Annotated in this window: 17 protein-coding genes and 1 pseudogene; 3 read left to right on the forward strand and 15 right to left on the reverse strand. The window is 52.5% G+C overall.

Going from position 1 to position 21,760, the window contains the following annotated elements:
• Positions 1-32: 32 nt before the first annotated feature.
• From AN477_RS03805 to AN477_RS24240, 4 genes are all read right to left on the reverse strand, one after another.
• Complete coding sequence (locus AN477_RS03805; RefSeq protein ID WP_054967852.1) at positions 33-824, reverse strand: hypothetical protein; 792 nt, start codon at positions 822-824, stop codon at positions 33-35.
• 44 nt (positions 825-868) lie between these two features.
• A complete protein-coding gene (locus AN477_RS24235) occupies positions 869-1,330 on the reverse strand; it encodes a hypothetical protein (RefSeq protein ID WP_169787839.1) in 462 nt (153 codons plus the stop codon).
• A gap of 528 nt (positions 1,331-1,858) precedes the next feature.
• Entirely contained in the window at positions 1,859-2,635 is a 777-nt protein-coding gene (locus AN477_RS03815; RefSeq protein WP_054967854.1) for a hypothetical protein, read from the reverse strand.
• Positions 2,636-2,864: 229 nt separating this feature from the next.
• Complete coding sequence (locus AN477_RS24240) at positions 2,865-3,035, reverse strand: hypothetical protein (RefSeq protein ID WP_157061802.1); 171 nt, start codon at positions 3,033-3,035, stop codon at positions 2,865-2,867.
• A gap of 345 nt (positions 3,036-3,380) precedes the next feature.
• On the opposite strand from AN477_RS24240, the gene AN477_RS03820 reads away from it, so the two are divergent.
• Complete coding sequence (locus AN477_RS03820) at positions 3,381-4,172, forward strand: aminotransferase class I/II-fold pyridoxal phosphate-dependent enzyme (RefSeq protein ID WP_211265949.1); 792 nt, start codon at positions 3,381-3,383, stop codon at positions 4,170-4,172.
• Between the two features lie 107 nt (positions 4,173-4,279).
• Here AN477_RS03820 and AN477_RS03825 read toward each other — a convergent pair whose 3' ends face one another.
• Complete coding sequence (locus tag AN477_RS03825; protein WP_054967856.1) at positions 4,280-4,468, reverse strand: hypothetical protein; 189 nt, start codon at positions 4,466-4,468, stop codon at positions 4,280-4,282.
• A 585-nt stretch (positions 4,469-5,053) separates the two neighbouring features.
• A complete protein-coding gene (locus AN477_RS03830; RefSeq protein ID WP_157061803.1) occupies positions 5,054-5,374 on the reverse strand; it encodes a hypothetical protein in 321 nt (106 codons plus the stop codon).
• A 267-nt stretch (positions 5,375-5,641) separates the two neighbouring features.
• On the opposite strand from AN477_RS03830, the gene AN477_RS03835 reads away from it, so the two are divergent.
• Positions 5,642-6,232: a hypothetical protein gene (locus tag AN477_RS03835; RefSeq protein WP_054967858.1), complete on the forward strand. Its 591-nt coding sequence runs from the start codon at positions 5,642-5,644 to the stop codon at positions 6,230-6,232.
• Positions 6,233-6,283: 51 nt separating this feature from the next.
• On the opposite strand, the gene AN477_RS03840 is transcribed toward AN477_RS03835, so the two are convergent.
• The 8 genes and pseudogenes from AN477_RS03840 to AN477_RS03875 form a co-directional block, all read right to left on the reverse strand.
• Positions 6,284-7,846 (reverse strand): Wadjet anti-phage system protein JetD domain-containing protein, encoded by a 1,563-nt coding sequence (locus tag AN477_RS03840; protein ID WP_054967859.1) that lies wholly within the window; start codon positions 7,844-7,846, stop codon positions 6,284-6,286.
• Between the two features lies 1 nt (position 7,847).
• A complete protein-coding gene (locus AN477_RS03845) occupies positions 7,848-11,417 on the reverse strand; it encodes an ATP-binding protein (RefSeq protein WP_054967860.1) in 3,570 nt (1,189 codons plus the stop codon).
• Positions 11,414-12,229 (reverse strand): DUF4194 domain-containing protein, encoded by an 816-nt coding sequence (locus AN477_RS03850; protein WP_054967861.1) that lies wholly within the window; start codon positions 12,227-12,229, stop codon positions 11,414-11,416. The genes AN477_RS03845 and AN477_RS03850 overlap by 4 nt, the downstream gene beginning before the upstream one ends.
• A complete protein-coding gene (locus AN477_RS03855; RefSeq protein ID WP_054967862.1) occupies positions 12,226-13,659 on the reverse strand; it encodes a Wadjet anti-phage system protein JetA family protein in 1,434 nt (477 codons plus the stop codon). Before AN477_RS03855 ends, AN477_RS03850 begins: the two co-directional genes overlap by 4 nt.
• A gap of 405 nt (positions 13,660-14,064) precedes the next feature.
• Positions 14,065-15,027 (reverse strand): annotated as a pseudogene (gene prpD / locus AN477_RS03860) (2-methylcitrate dehydratase); the annotation flags it as partial.
• 210 nt (positions 15,028-15,237) lie between these two features.
• A complete protein-coding gene (locus tag AN477_RS03865) occupies positions 15,238-16,470 on the reverse strand; it encodes an MFS transporter (protein ID WP_054967864.1) in 1,233 nt (410 codons plus the stop codon).
• Positions 16,471-16,592: 122 nt separating this feature from the next.
• Positions 16,593-17,477, reverse strand: a complete 885-nt coding sequence (locus AN477_RS03870) for a hydroxymethylglutaryl-CoA lyase (RefSeq protein WP_054967865.1) — start codon at positions 17,475-17,477, stop codon at positions 16,593-16,595.
• Positions 17,464-18,669: a CaiB/BaiF CoA transferase family protein gene (locus AN477_RS03875; protein WP_054967866.1), complete on the reverse strand. Its 1,206-nt coding sequence runs from the start codon at positions 18,667-18,669 to the stop codon at positions 17,464-17,466. Before AN477_RS03875 ends, AN477_RS03870 begins: the two co-directional genes overlap by 14 nt.
• 571 nt (positions 18,670-19,240) lie before the next feature.
• Between AN477_RS03875 and AN477_RS03880 the strand changes: the two genes are divergently transcribed.
• Positions 19,241-20,437, forward strand: coding sequence for a CynX/NimT family MFS transporter (locus tag AN477_RS03880; RefSeq protein ID WP_054967867.1), 1,197 nt, complete (start codon positions 19,241-19,243; stop codon positions 20,435-20,437).
• Between the two features lie 215 nt (positions 20,438-20,652).
• Here the strand turns inward: AN477_RS03880 and AN477_RS03885 are convergent, their stop codons facing one another.
• A complete protein-coding gene (locus AN477_RS03885; protein WP_054967868.1) occupies positions 20,653-21,636 on the reverse strand; it encodes a GGDEF domain-containing protein in 984 nt (327 codons plus the stop codon).
• Between the last annotated feature and the right edge of the window lie 124 nt (positions 21,637-21,760).

Consider the following 21,760-nt stretch of genomic DNA (forward strand, 5'->3'; position numbering starts at 1 on the left):
TAAACATTCAGAGGTATCCCAAACTTACTACCTCAGTTAGCCTCCGCCTCCACATGGTTGAGGTCGTGTAGTTGCTCGCGAATCCAGTTTGCAATGAGTTCCAGACTGTCCTTGCCTGCGTATTTCGCATAGACATTCCAACCAAATACCTGGAGCCTTCGGTTGAGTGGAGCGCCAAGCAGAGAGTCAACCTCGACGTAGTAACCATCCACCTTAGGCTTCCGTGTTCCTTCATCGGTGGTGTAAGTTTTTCGCAAACTAACCCGCGTTGGACGAAGGTTCAAAATTCGGAAAACCTCTTTTGCGGTCTTCCATCCATTGAGAAGAATCGCCCGATACGGCCCGTGTACAATTAAGTCCTTCAGTACCTCTAGATCGTGTTCAAGCAACGCCTGTTTCTGGTCTTCGTTCAGGTTTGCCCAGACTTCGCGAGTAGCCCACTGAGAAATGTCAAGGTGACACGCTATGCCGTCGGCATATGACTTACCGGTGATGGACCCTAAAAGGTCCCCCAACCGCTTGAACCAATCGAGAGGAATACCGGGACGTTCAAAATACCGTTCGCAGTAGTCCAGGATCTTCTTACAGTCTCCCTTTTGAAGCTGACCATAATCGCAAACGTCTAAGGTATCTAGTGTCTGAAACCGATGCTGGCCGCCCACCAGCTGGAACTCTCGATAACTCGGATTCAAGCTGACAGTAGCGATGGGAGCTGTTTTGTATCGTCCAAAGGCAATGACCGGAGTACTCCGAGGAACAACCGTGCAGTTCTCAGGAGGTGTCATGTTTAATCTTCGGTAAATCACGTTATCCAAATAAGTCATAGTCCTTCCTCCCCTATTAAGAAACTGAATCTAACAAGTGATATTTAGACGAAGGCATTAATCCCCAGAGACAACGGCTCACTGCGTTCGGTCAAATCAGCGGTAATTTCCGTCCATACTTTGTATGGGCTCACACTGTTGTAGTACCCTTTGCTACCCTGGTTTTGCGACGAGTCAAAAAGGGACGATAGCGATGGCGACAAGAACGAAGGGCGCCGAAATCCGTGATATTTTGCACGACTGCCTTCGGTGAGGCACGGAAAAAAACTAAACATCCCATTCACTGGATTCTCATATGTGGCACCAGTGTACAGAGTGAACTCCAAGTCCTCATCGAGGATGCGGTCAATAGTTAACGGAAAATACCAGTCTGGTACTCTCTCCACTACTCCTTTATCTTGATGGCTGTGGTCCCGACGATACGGTATCTTGCCTCCAACTACAAAAACAGTATCGAGCATAAAACGACCATGCCTCGATTCGTCTTTGAAATAAGAGCCAAACAAAACTACATCACCAGGTATCAACCGGGACAGGTATGTCTCGGAGCCATTCTTTCTTCGCTGTTTGCATAATGAGTAGATGAATTCGTTTCCAAACACACAAGGATCTGTGTTCTGAAGTTCACCTGTGGGTGGCATACACGGTCTGATTGGTACATGCACGCGGCTAGGCAGTTGATTGCGACTTCGTTGGGCGATAGGTTTCGTGTTTTTGCTCATCCAGAACTCCGTTTCGGCTTCCCACTCACCCCAAAAGCCAATAGGCCCATCATGAACGACTGGGTTACGAACGGAGGATATCGCCCTGCCTTGAGTGTGGAAGTATTTCCGCGTGTGTTCTCGGGAAAGTGGTGTCCACATCGATGGAGACTGAGGATCTCGGACAGGGGTCCATTCAGAACCTGGATGATAGAACTTTACAACCATTGGACTTCTAGACATCTTAGGCTACACCCCATTCACTACGCACTTTGGAAACGTTCTTCCGAGAGGACTTGTTAAACTGACTATTTGTACCATTTAGCCGAAAAACTATAGATTTTGTATCTGATGTACTAGCTGTGAAACGGAAGGTTGAAGCCAATCATAGCCTTCGATGTCCTCCGCAAGCGCTTCTTCCAAGACATTTGGATGTAACGCAGCAGCCAGAAAATACAACTGACTGCGTGGGTCGGGGACGTGTCCTCTAGCTTTGGAAACGTATTCTCTGAGGAACTCCTCAAGGTACGAGCGGTTTTTCGGATCAAGCAGTTCTTTGTTGGACATTTCACGTCCAAGAAGCTGTTGCACGTGTTCATTATCCAAGCCGTTGCGCATTGACATAACTAAAAAGAAAACATTTCTGGGCTTGATCCCGTAGCCCTGTGCTTCTCTTACGAATTCGTCGATGCTGCCATACCAACGCTCACCACGGCTTCCGTAACCTAAGTCCGTATATACCTTAAGAGCACAAAGAGGTCTCTCATCTCTCCAAAAAACGAGCATGTTGCCCTTTTCCACATTTATTTCAACATCGGGTACCTGATCCGAAAAGAATTCAGTGAAGACCCGAGCGAGATTGTTAGATACCCGAATCGACGATTTCTTACCGCCCCCCCGCTCTAGCACCAATTGTTCTTCCTCGAAATAAACCTGCAACACCCGCGTAAACAATTCTGCCTCGAGTGTCTTGGCTCGAATTTGCAGGTCTTCCACAATCGAAGCTGTCGATGGCTGACCGTCTACATAAGCACTCACCAGACGTTCAAGTGCGATGGCGATTCGTTGTAGGTTAACTGAATCGTCTGCCGTCCACACCACATTATCCACAACCTTTCTCATTGTTTCTCTCGGATTCACCCGTGCGAATCAGATTATACAGCATATTGCACATACACGCAACATTAACACGGTTTCACAAACATTCACCATGGTAAATGCAACTTGTGAAACACCCAGTGTCGATCCGTTCACCGTACTTTGACAACCTAATCACTCACTTGTCATGCGAGATAGTCGTCTATTGGAAACCACGTTTCCTCAATAAGCATGCGATTGCCTAATGGCCGCCTGGCTTAATACCAAGCAAGACCTTAAAGACGGTTGCCGTGCAGTTGATGTCCCTTCTCCCGCCCCAATACCTGCAGTTCGCCCGTACCCGTTGGCAGTTGATCCTGGTTGCCTTGCCGTACACATCGCCTTCTGTAATTAAAAGTGGTGGATCACCCATACAGCGACTTCTCCATCTTGGCTATGTGATGACATCCGCCAGTGACAAGCCACGTCACTGAATACACGTTCCGGTTATGGCCTTGGGGGTCCACTGCCAAGCACACCGGCTTAGGAGGTGCTTAGCACAACCGTTCCCCCCGCCTTAGTGCTGACATTCAGTATGAATGGCCCAATGTGAATGTTAATTCCGGCACAGTCCCCAGTTAACTGAATAATATACTAGACGTTCGTTGTAAAGAACGAAGTCAAACAAAAGCTATTCATTCCTACCACTAACGCCACCCCAAGATGCGTCTCGTGGCAAACCAGCAAAGCCGTATATTTTTTGCCACCAATAGGGAAGGTGGGAGCTGAACCGGTTCCGGTTCCCGCTCCTTTGCTCGAGGCGAAGGACTTCCGGTTTGATGTAGATCACTTAAGCACTTTGATCTCTAATAAAACGAAACTCATCATTCTGAACTCACCGCAAAACCCAACAGGTGGTGTACTGACGGAGGCCGATCTCATTGAAGTCTCCCGGCTCGCCATCGAACACGACCTGTGGGTGCTGACGGATGAGATTTACAGTCGCATTATCTACAACGGGGCGTTCCACAGTATTGCCTCGATTCCGGGTATGAAGGAAAGGACCATCATCCTCGACGGCTTCTCGAAGACCTACGCTATGACCGGGTGGAGACTTGGGTATGGTGTCATGAACCGTGGACTTGCTGACCTTACCGCGCGCCTCGTTACAAACTCAAACTCCTGTACGACCACGTTTGTACAGTACGGAGGAATTTCAGCATTAACAGGTTCGCAGGACTTTGTCCATGAGATGGTCGAGGAGTTTCGCGCCCGAAGAGACATCGTAGTCTCAGCGTTGAGAAACATGCGCGGAGTCACGTGCAGGGAGCCAAGCGGGGCTTTTTACGTATTCCCAAACGTGACCGAGGCCTGCAGGAATCTTGGGTTTACAACCGCGAAGGAACTGCAGCAGCATCTGTTGCACGAAGGTGTGGCTGTGTTGCCTCGAACCGCGTTCGGATCGAAAAACGAAGGAGAGCAAGAAGAGTACCTCCGACTCTCCTATGCGACTTCGCGTGAGAACATCCGCAAAGGGTTGGAACTGATGAAGCAAGTGCTCGAGCAGTAAGCCCCCCCCTGGTGAAATCACGGATTACAGCGAGCAACTGTGACAGGGGAGCAACAAGTTAGTCTCGATAAGAAGGGATCCAGACCACTTGGATCCCTTTCGTTTGGTTAGCGAACCCGGATGGCCTTGATCTGCCCCACATTGATGTAGGTTAAACCACTCAAGTCTCCGCCTGAAAAGGCAACCTGATTATCTTTATAGAACTGAAAGTTGGTGTCGAGGAAGTTTGAATTACTAAACCATACAGAGACTGGCGAACCTGGAGTAAGGGTTCTTAAGATGCTCATCACATCCATTTTCTCACCCCTTTGATGTGGCATAGTTTAGTGTATGCTCCGTCAGACTATAGGTGTGGACAAACCCGAACCCCCTGCGGGTTTGGACGTCAGTCAGCCAGCGGCTGAGTGGTCTCGCCAGTGCCAACAGGATTGGCCCCCACCACACCCTCTTCGTCTTTCCAATCTAGTTCGTTACTGGTTCTAAAAAGTTTACTCAGTGCCAACACCTGCCCGAGTTGGCGGGCCCACAGGCAGTAGAGCGCGCAACAGACCTGATTCGTGACGTGGCCGTGCGTGACGACAGACTGTTGATGAGATCTTCAATCAAAAGTCGTTCATGTCAAATCGTCCGCTTGCCAATAGTGAGTCCAACAAGGATAGGGCCTGTGCCCCATGATTGAGATCTGCGGCGAAGCAGCCAGCGGAGAATGGTTTCGGGGCAGTTTTATCCAATGAAAATGGCGTGCCAAATTGATTACCATTCGGACGCCATTCCCTTTGCAAAATACCTTATTTGACACTTTAGAACGGAACCAGTGACACATTTCCCAAGAAGCTTCTTGGTCGATTCTGGTACGTTTCACGATCACAAAACTTCAGGTGTTAAGCTTCCTCAATATAGTTTGGGAAGTATTCTTCGAGTTGATTTACTTCATTCCATTTTTCCAGAAGGTTGCGAGCCGTGTCTGCATCAATGACCTCGATATTGCTATGGTCAAAATGGAGGTTTCTCTCAGAATGGTAGGTGGAGTCAAAGATTGGTCCACTGTCATAAGAAACGAACCAATTGCCTTTTGACGTACGGTACAGGGTCTGTTCTCGATACTTGAAAGCCGTTGGGTCAAAGCCGTTTGTCCAGGTTGCTACTTCCGTTGCTTTGCTCGTATCATACCTTTTCCCGTCAATGACTCTTACCATTGTCATCCCGACCTCCTATGGCCACGGGCCGACTTCTCGTCAGGCACTCTCCAGAAAGAGAACCTATCCAAAGTATAGAATGTTTTGCAAGCGTTTTCAAAGATTTCCGTCAGCAACTATTCTTTGGTGGGGCGTTTTTTCGAGGGGCCCCAGTTACGTACTTTAACTCCGCATATTCGCGCGTGATCGCCTTCCTTTACTAATTTGAACATCATCTCAGTCTCATGAAGTACAATAGTCATAATTAGAAGGATTAGGAAACCGAGGTGTTTTATGATTACTCGTAAACGTATTTACCAAGGTGTCGTAGGAATTCTGACGATTGTGTTGTTGATTTCACTCGTTTTCAACTACAACTACCACAGGAGAGTTCAGCGAGAGAATCAGTATGTACAATCTATGGTTCGTCAATTTAAGTTTTATGTGTTCGATGCAGCGACTTCACTCGGTTACCACAATGCTCAAATGGATTATCAGAAAGCATCTGCTCAGATTGCCGCAGCTGGCAGTGAATTAAATGCCCTCGCGCAGTATGAGCAAATGGTCAACAACCAAACGTCAATCGTTGGTTACCCACCCAACGCGGAATCCATCGCAAACTTTTTATCTTTTCTATCCCGTTCGTTAATCAACGAGAATGCTGTATATAATATGCAGGACGGAACAAAATACACAATCACCCAACAAGAAGCCAAGACAATGGTGTTAGCTATCAACTCAATCTTTATACAGAATATTAACGAGAACTATACTCCACAAGACAAACTTGAAAGCATGTTTAATCAAGTCTACAACAATGTCATCCCCGGGTTTGCCAAAAATCAACTACAAACGCCCATTCTTCAGTTTTGGAGTCTTAACTGACAACAGATGACCTGTTGTAAGCATTAGCTTTCTAGGACTGCCAAGGCTTTATCAATCACCCAGCAACAATGCCTCCTGCTCCAACGTTGCACCAAGCGTCAGAATCCGTTGTATCAAAGGATGCGCCCAGGCGTAGACATCGGATTCGAGGAGACGCGTAAGTTTGGTACGGTAAGCATCATCTATCGGTTCTGCGTAATCTATGTATTCATCGAGTACCTCTGGTTCCATGCGCCAGGGCATGGCCTCTGGCCAGCAGCTATTCCGCAAGTTTTGCAGAATCAGAATGCCACCGTAGTCCAGATCTCCCCAGTGATGAAAAACCGTAGGCTGGTCACTCACATCCGCTCTGGACACGCCTTTGTCCAATCCAGCCTTATCTAACTCACGTATACTCGCCATGTCTGAAGTGGCCGACTTTTCGCCCACCTCGCTTGCCGTCCCCCGCAAGAAATTTCGCAGCAACCGTAGGAACGCCCTCTGTGCTGGACTCGCGAATCCACCAAGATAGACGACTAGCTCGTCTGATTGACGATGGCCACGCACGTAAGCACGGTAGTTTGCTTTGTTTTCAATGGTTAAAATGCGCGAGATGGATGCTTCTGTGATTGCAATTCGATGCACATCGCTGGCGTCGATAGCCAGTCCGTATGGAAAGACACTCGCGTCAATATCCTCTGCCGCCACAGTTCCCTGGTAGCGAAACCGAATTGGTCCACAGAACGTGATGTCCTCGTGTCCGGACTCGATGCCAAGCTCGCGCAGGAGGGTCGCGTTATCGTCCGGGGCTTCGACGTCGAGTGGATGTCCGATAGACCAATAGCGGCGAACCAGTCGAATCACATGGCTTTGAACCTGCCTTTCAAACACCTTGCTGTTCCCAAGTTCCCGTTTTGAGAACAGGCGAACCGGCAGCGATTGCCCTCGCGCCCGAACCAAACCTGCCAAGGCCCGAAGGAGCAACGCTCGGGTCCCGTCCTCATCGGGAATCAGGCTGCTTGGAATGCGTCCGCGTTCATGGACAAACGAAAGTATATCGTCCGCCCAATTCAGTAAGAAGCGCCACGCCTCCGGCAAACTGCCGTTAGGCATGCCCTCGCCCCCGGGAGCCAGACCCTCATCCAGCAGGGCCTCGCCTGCTCCAAGTCGGACTTTGCCGCCCGCGCCTTCTCCAAGCAGGCCGCTGTCCACCAGTCCCACGCCCACCAGACCTCTCAGCCACTGCTCCATCTCCACCGTGAACGCGGACAATTTCTGGCGCTGGGATGTGCGACCAAGGTACTCATAGATATCGTTAATCTGCTCCCACTTCAAATACACCCGCTCGAGGATGTTACCCTCTTCGAACTTCACCCACTTCAGGTCGATAAAACCGCCGTCAGCCATGGTCACCAGGGCAGTGTGGAGGGCAGACCGATCATCGGGATCGAGCCGGCCACTTGCGTACCCTGGCACGAGTGAATCCGTAAACCGCAGTTGGATGCGTGCCTGCGTAGGCTCTCCTTTGCGGAAGGCCTCGCTGTTCTCGTACTTGTCGAGGAGCGCGGACAAGACGCCTCGTGCCAGTGACTCTCCGCCCATGCCAGTCTTCACGTCCCTGCCAACTCCGCCCACCTCAGTTCACCCCCACCGGGTCCGGTTCAAATGGGGCCACACGGGTCTGCGACTTAATCCGCTGCACGACAATGGTCTTGTCGACCAGGGGCACGATGTCGGCAATCTTCTCCGTCGGCGCCGACAAAATGACCTGCAGTCCCATGTCGCGGACGAGTTTGATGCTGTCTCGAATCCGCTGATGGTCCATCTTGCTGTACGCCTCATCAAACATCATCAAGCGGAGGGTGTTGTTAAACCCGGGTTGGTTGATCCGATAGGTCTGCGCAAACGATGCCAACACAGCGATGTAAAATGGCGTCTGCGTCTCGCCGCCTGACTTCTTCGCAATCACCCGAGACAGTCTCGATTCGCGGCCTTCTTCGTCTTTGACAACGAGATCGAAATCCAAATAGGTGCGGTAATCGGTAAAGGTCTGCAGGTTTTTCTCGAGTTCGGCTTGGACGGCAGGGTCACGCTCGTCAACATCGACAATCTGCCGGAACAACTCGTCAATCACCGCGCCATGCTTGTCCATAAAGGCGTCCGAAAAGAGACTGCGCCCCTCAAGCAGCATGTCGTCCATGATCATGGTGTAAAACGGCTGATACTGTGCGTTCGGGGAGACCTTGAACTGATAGCGCTCCCGGCCGCCGAAGGAGACTTCCCGCAAAGCGAAGTTGAGCGCCTTAATCTGCTGCTCGACCGTGTCAATGTTGCTGCGCAGTTTGTTGATGAAGTCTTCCTGGAACTGAATCTGCGCCCGTTCCTTGGCGTCTTTAATCTGGGCGGCGTAGTCCGTCAGCCCCGACTGCTCTAATGCCGTCAACTCCGCCCTGTAGGCATCGTTGTCCCGGCGCTGGATGTCAAACCCAGCCCCAAAGGTCCGGTTGTACGTCTCTCGCTGGCGGACCAGCTTGTCCCACGATTCGATGACCCGGTTTCTCTCCGTCGAGAGCTGACGCCCAAAGTTGGCCGTGACGGTTTCGGGTGCGCCAAGGCGCTGCAACTCTTGCTCATAGCGGCCACTCATGTCGGCTGCCTCAAGTGGATTGTAACGGGAGGAGATGGCATGCTTCTTATCCCTCGCCTCCGCCTCGAGATGTGGGATGTCCTGCTCCACCAGTCGATCTCGCTGTCCCTTGAGGGCTCCCTGCCTGCTGGTCAGCTCGCGAATCTGGTGGGCCACATCAGCCAACACCGCGTCACAGCGGGCAATCTCCTTCTTGATCTCGTCCAACCGGGTAAAGTCGAGGCGTCCCATGTCGTCGAGGATGGCCTTGTAATCCGCCCGCAGCTTCGGAAGTCCTGTCAGCACCTGGAGGAACTCTTCTGCGGCGGTCAGATCGGATGAGGTTGGGTACGGCTGCGCCGCCCACTCTGCCACTTGCGCCAGACGTGGCCGGAAAGCATGCAACAAGGTCTGCACCCGGTCGAACCGAAGGCTCTTTTGCGCCAGCTGATGCTGAATCGCCATCTTCCCGATGTAGAGTGTCGCATAACGGGCCGGATTGATCTGTCTCGCCACATAGTTCTGATACAGCATGCCGTCCTTTGTGATGCTCGTGCGGTGGTTGCGAAGTTCATCCACATGATGGCACTTCATCACGTGCCCGAGCAGATAGTCGGCATACGCGCGTGCATAAGGGTTATCTGTGATGACTTCCTCTGCGAGCGATCCGCTCATCGCCCTCGGCTTCTCCTCCATGATCTTCGCGATGTCGACCAGGCCGACGTCAAACAGCCGCTGGGACTGCTTTGTGTCGTCGTAGATGCGCAAGGCCTGCGAAAACGCCTCTGGTGGAACCAGCAGATAGAATCGTTGTGTATGCAGGTACCCTTCAATCGCCTTTTGCCACATAGGATCGCGAATGTCGAGCAGTTCGGCAAAGATGTTGACGTCCGCAGACAACCCTTGTTCAAGCGCCTGTTTCAGGGTCAGCACCTTCGGATCGTACTGCTTAATGCCCCGTTTCAGCTCACTGATGGCCCGCTCGAGGGACTTCGATTCTTCTTCCCACGATCCGATGGCATCACGCATAATCACGTGGCCTTCACGAAGCAGCTCAGAGGCCTGTTTCAGGGCATCGGCTGAACCACGAAGGGCATCGAGGTCCGTCGAAACTGCTAACTCCTCATCGAGCAGCCGGTGCGACTGCCAACCGGCCGGTCGCGACCACTTTGACAGACCCTCGTTAATGGCGCGAATGGCATCATTGTACAAGGGTGCCGATTGCGCCAGTTTCCACTCCGGCGTATCCGCCTTGGCGAAGCCGGCATCGGTCGTGCCAGCCGTAGCAGCATCCGTGGTGCCGCCCGCCGTAGCATTGGCCGTGCCAGCCGTAGCAGCATCCGCCCTACCGCCCGCCGTAGCATACCCCATGCCACCCGCCGAGGTCCGCTCCGCGGCCCCATGCCCTGTGCCGTCGCGTCCCGCTAGGTCTGTCCACCAGATGTCCGTTTCCCCGAGACTGCGGGAAACGGCACGCCAGCGCTCACCGTTGTCTGCCAGCATCCTATCGTGCCGCTCCCCATCCCGCCGCATATGGCTGAACTCACTCTCGAGGAGCCGTTTGTTTTGCTCGAGCATCTGCTGGCGCTGATAGGCGTCCGAGTTGGCCCGCTCCTCGACCAGCGCATCCCGCTCTGCCCGAACCTGGTTCTGTGTGTCTGTGTGGACGGAAATCTGCCCGTCGATCCGCTTCGTTTCCGACTCAAGTTCGTCAGCCTGCGTCTTCGCGGCCGCCACGCTTTGCTCCTTGGCGGTCAACTCTGCCCTGTCGAGCAGGTATTCATAGAGCTTGACCTTATCCGCTGCAGATTCCATGGCATCGTAGGTGCCATCCATCTCACGTAAGGCCTCGACGCGTGACTCGACGCCGTGCAGTTCTTCCTCCATCCGACGGTAGTGACGAATGTTCTCGCGCATGTCATCGATGTCGAGATGGACCTTCACGTCACAGACGAACTCCGAGATGAAGCCGGCGATGTCCATAATGGGCGAGAACGGCACCGCCTTCCGGAACAGCCGCAGGAACTTCTGGTTGATGTTTCCCATGCGCGCGAGAAAGACTTCCTGGTACCGTTTGTTGCTCTCAAACATCTCAAAGCGGTTTTTGCGCGTCTGTCCCCAGGACCGTAATCCTTTGATGTCAAGCGGCACACCATCGCGGATAAAGTGGAAGTCGGGGATGCCCTCTGCCAGCGAGAAAAACCGCCATTCAACCGATCCGTCCGGTGAACAGTCAAACACAACGCCCATACAGAACGGCTTGTGTCCTCGTTCATCTGCGAACTCGAGCACGATGTAAGAGGAAAACTGACCGTCCCGCAGGTTGATGACCCCGACACCTTCGTCTTCGGCCACCTCACCGCGCAGGTATCCTTTCAAGGTCCGCCTTGAGCTGTCATTCGCTGCCTTGTTAAAGAAGTGACCCGTCGTGTCGCCAAGGAGAACCAGTTGCAACGCGTCGAGGATAGTTGACTTACCTGCCGCATTCTTTCCTGTCAGGAACGTCACCGGCGCAAAGTCAATCAGCTCGTGTTCAATGTAGTGCCATTTCACAAGCAGCGCTCGCCGTAAGAGCTTCATTCGGTCTCCTCCTCTTCCAAGTCATCCTCTTCCAAGTCATCCTCTTCCAAGTCATCCTCTACCAAGTCGTCCGCTGCCAGGTTCGTCTCATCGTCGTCCGTTCCATCATCTTCAGCCCCGTCGTCTGCCAGGCCGCCGTCTCCGTTCTCATCCGCCCCGCCGTTGTCCGTGCCTGTCCCGCTCTGCTCATCCTCGTCAAAGACGCCGCCTTTCAGCTCTCCGGAGATGAGCCGCGCGTATAGGTCGTTAATGCGGTCATCCGACACGGCGATGGTGATGGTGGGGTAAATCATCCACCGGCTTTCCATGTCCTGACTGGTGCCTTCCACCCGCGCGATGATGGACAGCTTCCGGAGGCGGTTGAGGGTGGATTGGAGATGGGTCAGCGCAATGCGCTTATCCATCACCCCGATGGTATAGAGTTTGCCGATAATCTCCCGCAGCGGCACCACGACTTCACGGCGCATGGATGCTGTTTCCATCTGTTCCTCGTAGACCAGCCGCAGGGCGTACAGCATATATGTGGTAAACTTGTCCACCTTCATGCGATTGCGGTTGTGCTTGTTATAGATGGCTATCACGCCGCGGCGTCCGTCGACTTGAATCTCGAACCCGCTGACCGAGAGGTATCCCTTCAAAAGGGCCATGTTTCGCTCAGCAAACCGGTAATCGCGGTTGCCTGTCATGCGGTGCTCCTTCAGATCCCAGACATCTCGCACGAGAAACGTTTGTTCATAGAGGAGGCTCACGAGACGAGAGAAGTCCTCCTTGTCCCGTTCTGTTAAGGTTGTGTACTGCTCGTCCCCACTCATCTTGCGGCCCCCTTCTTCACAAACGTCATCAGTGGAATCTGGTATCCTGCTACCGTCACACTCGACCTGTCTTCGCTCCAAACGATGTCATACGGCATCTCTGGCTCATCACCCTTGACGACGGCGACAATCACGCGCAGAAAGTCGTCAAATTCCTGAAGGGTCATCTCCCCTGAGTCGAGGCGCTCGCGGTCTTTCATTTGCTTGAGAATAAACTCACCAATCTGCTTCTGTGAATAGAGCGCATTCATTCGCTCCATCAGCTCACGCGCCTCGGCACGAAACAGGGCGTCATCAGTCTTTTGCCGCACGATGGGCTGCGGTGTACCGCGCACACGCTTCTTGGGTTCGGTGTAAAGGGCCTCCGGGTCGAGGTACTTCACCTGATAGACGGGCAACGTCCGCATCTCTTCCAATAAACGAGAGGTCGAGCTGTCTTGCGCCTTAGGCAGTGCACGCATCAGTTGGACGAGCTTCCCTTTGATGTCCCTGTCTGTGTTCAGCAGGTACTGCAGCCGCTCCACAGAGGCTCGGTTGTAGCTCGTGTGACGCTTATCAATTTCCTTTAACAGGTCATCGAGAGACTCAAAGGTGTCGGTGATAAAGGTGATCCGCTGCACCACCTCACCCCGCGCCGCGGACTCATCGAGATCGCTACGCTGCTGCCTGATAGATTTCGCCATCTGGGTCAGCAAGGAGGGCATGGTCAACCAGTTCCGCAAGACCTCAAGGATCCGGGGCCGAAACCGGTACACACTGTCAAAGGTCTTTAAGGGATGATAGGCCGCAATCGCTACCGATAACTGGTAGCTGTCAAAGTGTTCAGCCAGGAGCTCACGAATCTCCTGACGGTGATGGAGGTTTTGGTAGTAGGAGCGGATATTATGTAAGAGTGACCTAAGACTCTCCCGCAGTGAAATGGTATTCTCGTACGCTGCCTCGAGGCCCTGGAACATGAACTCATCTCGATCATCATTCGCTGTGCGCAGGTTGGAATAGACACTGTAGACAAAGCCGTTGTAGCGTTGTTGGACCGGATCGACAATGCTCTGAAACGCATCGAGAAGGGTACTGGCGTACGGCGGAACAATCAGTGTTTCATCGAGTTCAACGGCGTCCGTCGATGGCTGCAACCACCCCGTCTCGATAAAGCGCCGAATCAAGGCATGCGCCCGCCCGGACAGGGAGCCAAAGTCGGTCTCCTCCGACGCCTCTTCCCCCGCCTCAACGAGGGCGTCTTCGTCTGTAAAATCGTAGAGATCGCGCTCCATCTCACTGACGAGATACGTCACAAGGGCCGACCTATGAATCGTCAGCTCTCGTTGGTAACACCTCCGCAGCACCATGAGCGCCCGGAAATAGATGACTCGGTTCGGTGCTGCCAGGATAGAAAAGAGGTTCGGGGATACGACGTCGAACAGGTTTTGCATCACTCAGCCACCCGGAATCAGATATTTGTCCTCCCCATTGTACAAATAAGTGAACAACTTCGAAACCTGAACCATTTGGCAACTAGAGGTCCTAGAGGTCATCTGCCCGCCGGGGTAACCTGGCAGGTACCGAGGAGAGGCGGTTACTTTCTTACCTTCTCTGGCTCCCGGTGCCTCAGGTGGACACAGGAGTCTTGCAGCCCACTGCGCTGAACGCCGGTTTCGTGCTTAAATGGATCAAATTTTTATTTGCTCCATTGTTCCATGAATTGATGCACGGGCAGATTGTCCAACTGATGCTCGTCCAACAGCATCTCCATCAATTGCGCAGTGCGTGCCTCTGAAAACTGGGCTCGCAGGTTCTGGCGAGCCTTGGCCTTAAGCAGCGGCAGTGCTTCGCTCCTCCTTGTTGATAATGCGCATTGCCGACTCATGGGTTTCGATGCGGATTTCAGAAATCTCATCCAGTCTGCTCGTAACTTGTGGATGAAGCTGAACGGCAGCTTCTAACGCCGTCTGCGCGTGGAACTCCGCTGGGTACGACACTTTAAACAGAACATGTTCCATTACGTAGGCACCAAGCGGACGTGTGAGTGTGATGTCCTGGCCGCCAAAAATCACATCGGCCGCGCCCCAGTTCGGTGTCGTGAGTGCATGTTCATACCCCATCTCGCCGCGCATGGCGAGAAATGCCAGCTGAACGCCGCGACTCGATGCGTCGCCTGCTGCCCATGACTTGCGCGATCCGGTGTTCGGCGCATGTCGGTAGGTGCGCAGACTGACACCGTCTATAAACGCGTTCGAACATGCTGATAGAACCTGCTCTCTCGTTGCCCCGAGCAGCCGTGAGGTTACGGCAGCGGTCGCAATTTTGACAAACAGGACATGGTCAAAGCCGTTGCGATTGAGACTGTTCGAGAGCGACAGCACACCTTGAATTTCGTGCGCCTTAATCATGGCAATCAACACGTCCCGCATCACAAGAGGCGGTTCCCCCTGCTGCCACCGCCTTTGACTCACATAATCCGCAACCGCCAAAATACCCCCTATATTATCCGAAGGGTGGCCCCACTCCGCCGCGAGCCAAGTGTCACTGTAATCCAGCCACCGAATCGCGAGGCTGGTGTTGAAGGCAGCTTGAACCGGATCGAGCACGTACGCCGTTCCTGGTACGCGTGCACCACCTGGAACGACAGTTCCTGGTACAAGCGGACCCATCAGTTTTGTACAGGCGGAGTAATTGAGCGCTTGCATGGCGCAGCCGAGCGCGTCCAGCAAATCATAGCGCGCCGTAGCCAGTGCGCCGTCCGTCGCTGCGTCTGCGTACAGGACATAATCGACGATCTGTTCAAGCACTGTATCAACCATTGCACTTTTAGCACTTGCACTTTCAACACTTGCACTTTCAACACTTGCACTTTCAACACTTGCACTTTCAACACTTGCACTTCCAACACTTGCGCTTCCAACACTTGCGCTTCCAACACTTGCGCTCTCCATGGATGCTCTCTCCTCCTCATGAAAACGACTCCGGCCGGTCGATAGCAACCGGTCGGAGTCTTTCTGTGTTGTAACCAATCAGGCACCTGCTGACATGGTATTCTCGGCCGTCGCTTGTCGCGTCCTAAGCCACACGCCCTGGAGCCAGAACAGTGCAATGGCCGCAAGCACAACACCGCCGATCATGAACAGAAAACCGTCGTTGTACGAATGGGTCGCGGAAACAATGCCGCCAATGATAAGTGGTGCGATAAATCCTCCAATCTGACCGCCGAAGTTCACAAAGCCGGTAAATGTACCGCGCAAATTGTCCGGCAACAGGTCAAGTGCGACACCCCAGATTGGGCCAAAACCACCGTACAGGAAGAACGCAGCAGCACAGAGGCCAGCGACACTTCCGGCAACAGTACCGGTTGTATACGCAATGTACAGTGACACGCCCGCTAATAAATAGCTGATGGCAATCAAGCTCGCACGGAAGCGGTATAAAAGTTTGTTGCCAAGGAAGCCAAGAATGACGAGTCCTAAAAAGCCAAACCAATAGGGCAAAGAGGCGTCCATGCCGAGCGCGCTGAGCGTAATATGGCGTGCCTGACTCAGGTAGGATGGCATCCAACCAAGGAATCCCCAGAATGCGATATTAAAGAATAAATAGGCAAAGAAGGCGAGCCAAATCATTGGATGTGCCAAGACATCGGACCATGTTGCACGCAGCCCTTTACGATTTGTGATCTCGGTATGAACAACACCTTCGATAGGCTTGTGCGGAATGAGGAAGCCAATCAAGACGGCCATGATGACGCCAGGAATAATAAACCAGTAGAACATGCCGTGCCAACCAGCGATTTTGAGCAACCACACGGCCAACGGTGCCACAATCGCCGGGCCAAGGGCAATCGATGTCAAGAACAGCCCGTTTGCAGCCGATCGCTGTTTCGATGGGAAAAAGTCGCCAATCAGCTTGAACTGAGCGCCGTTTTCCAATCCTTCCCCAACGCCAAACAGGACACGAGCCACAATCAGAAAGCCAATGGACATGGCCATACCGGTCATACCGGTGAAGATGGACCACCAAACAAGGGCAATCACAAGCAGTTTCTTAGCACCAATCCTATCTGCGAGAATTCCGCCCGGAATCTGTAAGATGGCGTAACCGAACGTAAACGCCGATAAGACTGCGCCGAAGGCCACCGGGCTAATGTGCAGTGCCTTCTGAATCGTTGGGCCGGCTATCGAAATGTTGATCCGGTCCAAATAGGCCACAAACATCATTAACCAGACTAGAAAAAGCATAATCCATTTCTTGTTCACGTAAGAGCCCTCCTCCCAGTTGCAAAACGGTGTTTCAACTGACCTTTCCTTCGATGCCTCCAACCTGTCCGAGCATCCCCCCTTTCAAGGGAATCTAAGTCCGCCAAGTACGCCAAGTCCGCTTACGAGTGAGATGACAACGGTTGCCCTTCACGGACCGCCTTTTGAAAAGATGCATCGAGTTGAACAAGCCGCTCGGCGTCCAGAGCTGTATCGATGTGCTGGTCTTCGAGGAAGGCCTGAACAAGGCTCGCCCGCAGATTCCCAGGAGCCAAAGGCGCATACGGACAGCCGCCAAGGCCAGCCTGGGCGACATCAAAGTCGTACACGCCGGCTTGGATGCCCGCGTAGACATTGGCGAGCCCATACCCGCGCGGGTCATGTAAATGTAAAGCGAGCCGCACGTCTGGAAACAGCAACTTCAGCGCTTCACAGCGTTCATAGACCATGCGAGGCGTTGCACGGCCGATGGTGTCAGCGATGGACAGTTCGCTCACCCCGGCTTCCACCAGTTTTGCGGCGACACGGCGGACCTCTTCAAATGGAACCTCACCGATAAAAGGACAAACAAAAGAGGTTGCAATGGCTCCGACGACTTTCACACCGTGCGACTGCGCACGGTGTGCGACATCCGTGACAATCGCGAGCGATTCGTCCGTTGTTCGCTGCACATTTTCTTCATTGTGGGCAGTGCTGGCAGAGAGAAACACGACTGCTGTACGGACAGGTGTCTCGAGGAGACGACTCAGACCCGTCTGGTTTGGCACTAAAGCCCGATATTCGATGCCTTCAAGTTCTGGCAGCAGTTTGCAAAACTCGTCCGCGTCTCGAAGCGGCGGGATCCGGTCAGAACGCACGAATGATGTGACCTCTAGTGACTTGAAACCCGCTTGAACAAGCTCAGATACCAGACGGAGTTTCTCTTCGGTAGGAACAAAAACAGACTCATTTTGCAGACCATCGCGAAGCGTTACGTCACGAAGTTCGACATGTTTAGGAAACTGCACAGTGAATCGCCCCCAGCTTGTCAAGTTCGTCGATCTGTTCGTCTGAGTAGCCAAGCTGACCCATAATGGCATGCGTGTCAGCTCCGCAGTCGGGACCTGCCCACGTAATCCCCCCCGGTGTCTGTGTCAGCTTCGGCACGACACCTGGCATCACCAGCTCTTTCCCGTTTTGCCCTGAAACGGAAACAAACATCTCGCGCGCCCGAAAGTGCGGGTCTGCGTAGATGTCTGCCATGTCATATATGGGGCCGCCTGGTATCCCCGCCTCGGCAAGCGCGTCAACGAGCTCGGCACATGTGTGCTGTTTCGTCCACTCAGAGATAGCTGCATCCAAGCGATCCACGTTCGCTACGCGTCCCGGATTGTCGCTAAGAGCAGGGTCAGCAGCCAAATCGTCGCGGTTCATTAACCGCATCAGTTTTTGAAACAACGTATGGCTGTTCGCACCAATCGCCAACCATTTCTCATCCAAAGTCGGGTAGACATTGGATGGCGCTGCCGCTTTTAAGGTATTGCCCTGCCGCTCCCGAATCGAACCCTCGTGGACGTATTCTGGCAACAATCCCTCCATCAAGCTGAAAACGGATTCATACAGTGCCACGTCAACGACTTGACCCGCCTTCGCATCCTTCACGTCTCGGTGGTAGAGCGCCATCAGTGTCCCAATGACTGCGTAAAGTGCGGCGACCGAGTCGCCAATGGATAGACCAACGCGCACCGGGGGCCTGTCTGGAAAGCCGGTTACAGCCCTCAGTCCTCCCATGGATTCTGCAATATTGCCAAAGCCGGGGCGTTCTCTGTAGGGTCCTGTTTGTCCATATCCCGTTACGCTCGTTACAATCAAGCGTGGGTTCAACGCCTTCATCTCATCGTGCGAAAGATTCCATTTCTCCAGGGTCCCAGGCTTGAAGTTCTCGATAACCACATCCGCAGAGCGAATGAGTTTGCGAACGACCTCTCTCCCTGCTTCCTGATGCAAATCAATCGCGATGGAGCGCTTGTTTCGCATCTGTACTCGGCTCCAGTATGAGTCACCGCCGTCTTGGCTCAGACCCCACGTGCGGATCTGGTCACCGTTCGGCGATTCAACTTTGATGACCTGGGCTCCAAAATCGGCCAGAATCCGAGTTGCAAATGGCCCTGCGATAAATGCACCTAATTCAATGACTTGAATACCTTCAAGAGGTTTCATGCTGTTCACGCTCCTCTAGCTGTCCAATGCCCGGATGTAGGCGAGATGACTATCTCGGTCAATTGTAGATTGCAGTGAGATAAATCGCTGATTACAATCTGCCGCTTTCGAATCTTCAGGTATTGGCCAATATTCATTAAGTACACATCATTATTCCCTGAGACAGGTTCTGAACACTGGATGGCACAGCAGATGTTGCAGCCTCAGTGCCCAATAAGTGCCCAATATTAGAGCGGGACAGTCCTTTCAATAAACATATCAGTAACCACGAAACATATCAGTAAACACGCACACTAAACAATATATTCCTCCTATTCCTAATTTACAAATAGAGTTGCATTTTGACCGAAGTCCAAACCGCCCGTTGGTGCAGCCAAAGTAACGGCAGATTGAGTTCAGCTGCAGCCCACCTACCCAGCTCCCACGTGATGGTATGCTGACCTAGCAGGTCGCCATTTCACTGCACTACCTGCATGCAGGTTAGGAAGTCTGTCGATAAACTTGACAGTCAGTATAACCTTATATTGACGTAATCGACGGAACAATCCGTGTAAGGCAGGTGTGGGGCTTCATGAGCAGTCAGAACATAGAACTGAGCCAGAGCGCGTCTACGATGAGTAAAGTCCTGTTGTTCGCGGGCATAATGCTCGTCGCCGCGAATCTCCGTACGGCCATAACGGGCGTAGGCCCTTTGATGGATATGATATCTAAAGGAACAGGCTTATCCTTTACCATGGAAGGGTTGCTCACGACACTGCCGTTGTTGGCATTCGCCGCCTTTTCTCCGCTAGCTCCGATGATTGCACGGAAGATTGGTATCGAACGGACCTTAGGCGCCAGCCTGCTGGTGCTGACCATCGGTATCTTGTTGCGCTATATCCCTTTGCAACTGACACTCCTCACGGGGATGCTTTTAGCCGGGGTTGGCATTGCGATGGGGAACGTACTGTTGCCGGGGCTCATTAAACGTGATTTTCCAAGTCAAGTCGGGCTCATGACCGGCATGTATACGTTATTTATGAGTGGTTGGGCTGCTGTTTCATCTGGTATCAGCGTGCCGTTAGCCAAAATTCAAGGCATCGGATGGCAAGGCTCATTAGCATGTTGGGCAATTTTATCCGTCATTGGCTTGCTCGTGTGGTTACCACAACTCCGTAAACGCCACGTTCCAAGGCAGGCAAAGGGTGTCGGCACGCTGTGGAAATCCCTCCTTGCTTGGCAGGTGACGTTCTTTATGGGCCTGCAGTCATTCCTTTTCTATGTGAACGTAGCCTGGTTGCCTTCCCTATTGCAAAGCCGGGGGATGTCCGTGGTAATGGCAGGATTTATGCTGTCGCTGATGCAGATTGTCAGTCTCGCTGCATCTTTTATCGTGCCCGTCGTTGCAGACAAACTGCGCGACCAGCGTGGACTCATCGTTTCCATTGTCATCTTATTTCTCATTGGTTACATAGGTCTTCTCAGCGGTATCAACACGCTCGACTGGTTGTGGGTCGTGTTCATCGGCCTCGCAGGTGGTGGATCCATTAGCCTCGCCCTGGCACTCTTCGGACTGCGTTCACAAACCGTCGACGAGGCCGCCAAGTTGTCCGGCATGGCGCAATCCATCGGTTATCTGCTGGCAGCCATCGGCCCCATTTTAATCGGTTTCTTGCATGACCTAACGGGTGCCTGGCAAGTTCCACTGATTGTCTTAGTGGCCTCCGTTGTCCTCATGCTGATAACAGGCATTGGGGCTGGACGAAACGCATATGTGAAGTCATCTTGAGTTTGTGCCAAGGGCATTTGGTGGTTAGGAGATAGTAGTATAGAAATCCGATTAGCTGGACAGTGGAAGGTAGCGAACACGCGATCCGCCGTTATGCCCGGGAAGCAGTCATACTCCACATCGGCCTGCTGGTCTGTTTCGTCGATATGCTTTGTATCCTGCTTCGACGCGACGTACCTTCTAAAGTCCCAGAAGGTAAAACGAAAGTGATCGTGTTATGGTGAAATACTCTTCGTATATCGCTTGCATTCGTATAAGCGCATGTCAGCAACCTCATAACACCGTTCCAACGACTCTCCATCAATCCCCCAAATAGCGCCACCCACGCTGACAGAGTATCCCGATTGCAATTGAACAGTCTGTCTTATTCGTTCCATAACTTGAAGAACATCTGGCTTGTCCGCCTCAATTACCACGCAGAATTCATCGCCTCCGAACCGAGCTACGAGGTCAATGGAGCGAACATTGTGCCTGATGACGTTAGCCACCTCGCGCAAGGCTTGATCTCCCATCGGATGACCATGAGTGTCGTTTACAGCCTTCAACTCGTCTATGTCGATCAAACCGAACACAACGTGTTTTCCTGCATTCTGCGTTTTCTCTATAAACCTCGCAACTCGCGCTTCTATGCCACGCCTGTTTAGCAACCCGGTTAAAGCGTCCTGTTCACTTTTTTGTTCAGCGACTCGGCACGTCAATACTAAATCCAACGCTAATGAAATCTGGGCAGCACACACGTCGAGCAGAGCAACACTCATGTCGTCGGACCGGCTTTCAGATACCAGGCGTGTCGTCGACACCACAATCGCCCCAATTATCTCCTCGTTCGATACGAGTGGCCAGATACCATATTCACCAAAGCCAGAATTCCCAAATAGGATTTTAGCGAAGGACGGTGCTTGGGATTCTGGAAACCATCTTTGGCCAAGCTGCGGGAAATCCTTTAGTTGATCGACAATGACATCTGCAAGTAGCTGTAATTGTGTCTCTCGCCCATTAAACTCACCCCAAGGATGGTACACGCTTAATCGGGACGTTTCAGTTGAGGGTAGTCTTTTCTTATATACAAAGAAGCCAGAGTCTATCTGTGCTACTTCCATCAAGACGTTCGCTGCCGACCGCAACAAATCAATTCCACGGTTTACCCTTGACCAATCACGAGAACGATACAAAAACTCACGTAACTGACTCGAATTCATCGTGACACCCCCAATATGCGAACCTAAAACATCCGACATCCGGAATATCTCGTAATCCATGTTTACTTTACGTGTGTAGCATTACGCAATCGTTACAAAACAAGGTTCCCACGTCAATGAACGC

Source organism: Paenalicyclobacillus ferrooxydans (genome assembly GCF_001399675.1).
Classification (GTDB): domain Bacteria; phylum Bacillota; class Bacilli; order Alicyclobacillales; family Alicyclobacillaceae; genus Alicyclobacillus_B; species Alicyclobacillus_B ferrooxydans.